5 protein-coding genes, 1 tRNA gene and 1 pseudogene are annotated in these 3,346 nt (G+C 56.3%); 6 read left to right on the top strand and 1 reads right to left on the bottom strand.

The window, feature by feature from the left end:
* The 4 genes and pseudogenes from HMPREF9538_RS26380 to HMPREF9538_RS32700 all read left to right on the top strand — a co-directional run.
* Window positions 1-227, top strand: a pseudogene (locus tag HMPREF9538_RS26380) (hypothetical protein); the annotation flags it as partial.
* Window positions 224-442, top strand: a complete 219-nt coding sequence (locus HMPREF9538_RS26375) for a TraR/DksA family transcriptional regulator (protein WP_009483816.1) — start codon at window positions 224-226, stop codon at window positions 440-442. The pseudogene HMPREF9538_RS26380 and the gene HMPREF9538_RS26375, both read left to right, overlap by 4 nt.
* 1 nt (window position 443) lies before the next feature.
* Window positions 444-779 carry a helix-turn-helix domain-containing protein gene (locus HMPREF9538_RS31280; RefSeq protein ID WP_004151317.1) on the top strand — a complete coding sequence of 112 codons (336 nt, stop codon included), beginning with the start codon at window positions 444-446 and terminating at the stop codon, window positions 777-779.
* Window positions 662-1,819, top strand: a complete 1,158-nt coding sequence (locus tag HMPREF9538_RS32700) for a tyrosine-type recombinase/integrase (RefSeq protein ID WP_223385404.1) — start codon at window positions 662-664, stop codon at window positions 1,817-1,819. Before HMPREF9538_RS31280 ends, HMPREF9538_RS32700 begins: the two co-directional genes overlap by 118 nt.
* Window positions 1,820-1,834: 15 nt before the next feature.
* Here HMPREF9538_RS32700 and HMPREF9538_RS26365 read toward each other — a convergent pair.
* Window positions 1,835-1,911, bottom strand: a tRNA-Arg gene (locus HMPREF9538_RS26365).
* A gap of 339 nt (window positions 1,912-2,250) precedes the next feature.
* Between HMPREF9538_RS26365 and folD the strand changes: the two genes are divergently transcribed.
* Together folD and ybcJ are read left to right on the top strand one after the other, a co-directional pair.
* The gene (gene folD, locus HMPREF9538_RS26360; RefSeq protein WP_004143017.1) at window positions 2,251-3,117 is read left to right on the top strand and encodes a bifunctional methylenetetrahydrofolate dehydrogenase/methenyltetrahydrofolate cyclohydrolase FolD; all 867 of its coding nucleotides are present in this window, start codon (window positions 2,251-2,253) and stop codon (window positions 3,115-3,117) included.
* A 1-nt stretch (window position 3,118) separates the two neighbouring features.
* The gene (gene ybcJ / locus HMPREF9538_RS26355) at window positions 3,119-3,331 is read left to right on the top strand and encodes a ribosome-associated protein YbcJ (RefSeq protein ID WP_004143016.1); all 213 of its coding nucleotides are present in this window, start codon (window positions 3,119-3,121) and stop codon (window positions 3,329-3,331) included.
* Window positions 3,332-3,346 lie beyond the last annotated feature (15 nt).

Genomic DNA, 3,346 nt, shown 5'->3' on the forward strand with positions numbered 1-3,346 from the left:
GGCACGCATACGAGGCTTACAAGAAGCACAAATCGCAGCTGGAAAACGCTGCGCTTGAGCATGCGAAAGTCGCCGGGCAGCGCGACGAGCTGCTGGCAGCACTCGAAGAAATGACCGATATCGTTAGCAAACATACCTACCCACAACCAGATAAACCTAACTCTACGTGGGGTCGATTAGAGGCTGCCAAAGAAGTTATTTCCCGGACAAAAGGCGGTGAAGTATGAGCGCAGAAATCATCGATCAGGCCAACGAGCTGGCAGAGCGCCGGCTTGAAATGACCATCCAGAACATGCGCATCAACCATGCGGCGGTTTCAGCTACTCACTGCCGCGACTGCGGGGAAGAGATACCCGAGCGGCGCCGGGAGCTGGTGGCGGGTTGTCAGCGCTGCGCTGACTGTCAGGAAGAAGAGGAATTACGCGGTAAGCATCGGAGGTGATATGGCATCTGACAAGCCGATAACAGCACAGCAGGCCGCCGATTTGCTCATCGTGTCGGCGCGGGTGATCTACCGCCTGATTGAGTCTGGGGAGCTCGCCGGCCGCAAGGTCGGCAACAAGTACAGAACGACCGAGGCGGCGTGTATTGCATATTTGAAAACCCCGCGCGATCCTGTCATCGCGAACGCGGGTGAACATAAAGGAGAAGTTTTATGTCAATCACCCTCAGGGGCGGCGTGTGGCACTGTCATTTCTTTACGCCGTCAGGAAAAAGAGTTAGGCGATCTCTTGGCACGGGGGACAAAAAGCAGGCTCAGGAGCTCCACGACAAGCTGAAGGCGGAAGCGTGGCGGGTTGACCAGATCGGCGACCTGCCCGTAAGAACCTTCGAAGAGTGCTGCATCCGGTGGCTGCGGGAAAAGGACCATAAGCGATCGCTGGATGATGACAAAACCAAAATTGAGTTTTGGCTGCAGCATTTTTCCGGCCGTGATGTTTCGAAGATAACGGCGGAGGAAATTCACGAAGCCGTTAACGGGATGATCAACCGTAAGCACCTGCAGGTGTGGGAGAGTAAGCGTGATGCCGCGATGAGGAAGGGAAAGCCGGTTCCGGAGTACAAACCACGGCAGGTTTCGCAGGCTACGAAGGCGCAACACCTTTCCTTCATTCGCTCCCTTCTCAGGGCCGCGGCGAATGACTGGGGCTGGATAAAAACAGCCCCTGTTATCAAAACCCGCAAGCCGATCAGTAAGCGGATACGGTGGCTGACCAGAGAAGAAGCTGAGCGGCTGATCGAGTGCATGCCGGAGAGCATTAAGCCAGTGGTGATATTTGCACTGGCAACCGGCCTGCGCCGCTCAAACATCATCGGGCTTGAGTGGCAGCAGGTCGATATGCAGAGAAAGGTTGCATGGGTAAATCCGGAGAACGCAAAAGCGGGCAAGGCGATTGGCGTGGCTCTGAATGATACCGCATGCAGGGTATTAAGGGATCAGATAGGGAAGCACTCCCGATGGGTGTTCGTTCACACCACGGCAAAACATCGCCCTGATGGAACGCTGACGCCCGCGGTTAGAAAAATGCGGGTAGATGACAATAACGCATGGCGCGCCGGGTTGAAAAAAGCGGGGATCGAGGATTTTCGTTTTCACGACCTCCGGCACACCTGGGCGAGTTGGCTGATCCAGTCCGGCGTCCCGCTTTCTGTTTTGCAGGAAATGGGAGGATGGGAGAGCATCGAGATGGTGCGCCGTTATGCTCACCTGGCGCCGAACCACCTGACCGAACACGCACGGAAAATTGACGCCATTTTTGGCGCTAGCGACACAAATACGACACAAGGAGGAAATCAGGCTGGTTTGAAACTTGCGTAAGTGTTTGTTTCTTAATGGCACGCCCTACAGGATTCGAACCTGTGACCTACGGCTTAGAAGGCCGTTGCTCTATCCAGCTGAGCTAAGGGCGCCCTGAGAAGCGAGTGCTTCGCGGAGTGAAACGCGTGGAATTATACGGTCCACGTCGGTTGAGTCAATCCATTTTGCCAGGAAACTGCGGGGCTTATACGACGCTGGCGAAATATCCTCCACCAACTGTACAAGAAGCATACCGCCGGGCCTAATGCGCGCGTAAATCGACTCAGTGGCCAGGCGCAACGCACCAATAACCATGTAATAACCATGGTCATAACAGGCTAAATTAGCCTCAGACAGGATAAAACAGCAAACGAGGACTGACAGCGAGGCCCGCTTCTGACAAAATATCCTCATCCCCCTTTCGTAAAGATACAGATGGAATCCTCTCTCTGATGGCAGCAAAAATTATTGACGGTAAAACGATTGCGCAGCAGGTACGCTCTGAGGTTGCGGAAAAAGTGAAGGCTCGCGTTGCGGCCGGAAAACGCGCCCCTGGGCTGGCCGTCGTGCTGGTCGGCAGCAACCCGGCCTCGCAGATTTATGTCGGCAGCAAGCGCAAAGCATGTGAAGAAGTGGGCTTCGTCTCCCGCTCTTACGATCTCCCGGAAACCACCAGCGAAGCCGAGCTGCTGGAGCTTATCGACACTCTGAATGCCGATAAGACCATCGACGGTATTCTGGTTCAGCTGCCCCTGCCGGCAGGGATCGATAACGTCAAAGTTCTCGAGCGCATCGCGCCGGATAAAGACGTCGACGGCTTCCATCCTTACAACGTTGGCCGCCTGTGCCAGCGCGCGCCGCGCCTGCGTCCGTGCACTCCGCGCGGTATCGTGACCTTGCTGGAACGCTACAATATCGACACCTACGGCCTCAATGCGGTGGTCATTGGCGCCTCCAATATCGTCGGTCGCCCGATGAGCATGGAGCTGCTGCTGGCCGGCTGCACCACCACCGTCACCCACCGCTTTACAAAAAACCTGCGCCATCATGTCGAAAACGCCGACCTGCTGATCGTCGCGGTGGGCAAACCGGGCTTTATTCCTGGCGAGTGGATTAAAGAAGGGGCGATTGTGGTCGATGTCGGCATCAACCGTCTGGAAAGCGGCAAAGTGGTCGGCGACGTGGTGTATGAAGATGCCGCCGAACGCGCGTCCTACATCACCCCGGTTCCCGGCGGCGTTGGCCCGATGACCGTCGCTACCCTGATTCAGAACACGCTGCAGGCGTGCGAAGAGTATCACGACGTTGAGGAGGCCTGAGATGGCGACATTTTCCTTAGGTAAACACCCGCACGTTGAGCTGTGCGATCTGCTGAAGCTGGAAGGCTGGAGCGAAAGCGGCGCCCAGGCGAAGATCGCCATCGCCGACGGGCTGGTAAAAGTCGACGGCGCGGTGGAAACCCGCAAACGCTGCAAAATCGTCGCCGGTCAGACGGTGAGCTTTGAAGGCCAGAGCGTGACCGTCACGGCCTGACAACGAAAAGAAAAA

This window comes from Klebsiella sp. MS 92-3 (assembly GCF_000195655.1).
GTDB classification, from domain to species: Bacteria; Pseudomonadota; Gammaproteobacteria; order Enterobacterales; family Enterobacteriaceae; genus Klebsiella; species Klebsiella pneumoniae.

Excerpts from the sequence above, each read along its gene's own strand:
- HMPREF9538_RS26375 (WP_009483816.1), top strand. The coding sequence starts at position 224 with ATGAGCGCAGAAATCATCGATCAGGCCAACGAGCTGGCAGAGCGCCGG.
- HMPREF9538_RS31280 (WP_004151317.1), top strand. The coding sequence starts at position 444 with ATGGCATCTGACAAGCCGATAACAGCACAGCAGGCCGCCGATTTGCTC.
- folD (WP_004143017.1), top strand. The coding sequence starts at position 2,251 with ATGGCAGCAAAAATTATTGACGGTAAAACGATTGCGCAGCAGGTACGC.
- ybcJ (WP_004143016.1), top strand. The coding sequence starts at position 3,119 with ATGGCGACATTTTCCTTAGGTAAACACCCGCACGTTGAGCTGTGCGAT.